The organism is Sulfitobacter sp. CW3 (assembly GCF_019392245.1).
Lineage (GTDB): Bacteria > Pseudomonadota > Alphaproteobacteria > Rhodobacterales > Rhodobacteraceae > Sulfitobacter.
The window spans coordinates 1-251 of record NZ_JAHXRL010000428.1 but is presented as its reverse complement, the minus strand read 5'-3'; the positions used below and the strand labels follow the sequence as shown (position 1 = coordinate 251).

Annotated in this window: 1 protein-coding gene; it reads left to right on the top strand. The window is 59.8% G+C overall.

What is annotated here, in order from left to right:
* Positions 1 to 11 precede the first annotated feature (11 nt).
* The coding region (locus KZZ06_RS23735) for a hypothetical protein (protein ID WP_368858725.1) at positions 12 to 251 on the top strand (240 nt) is incomplete at its 3' end.

Below are 251 nucleotides of genomic sequence, written 5' to 3'. Positions count from 1 at the left end.
CACCGGCTAATATCTACGTTGAAAGCGTCTGGCCCATTACGGACCAGACCGGTCGGTGCGCCGACCTGGTTTGGCCAGACTATGGCGGCGAACAGGTTCGCAGTCTCGTCACACAACGCCGGATTCCGGCCGCCTGGCGTGATCGAGTGGTAGAAGCCACGGACTGGGTGGTACTCATCAGACTGCACTCCCTTCGGTCCGAAGACGACTTGTTCTCGCGACCGCTGCAGTCTTTCGCTGCTGTTGAACCA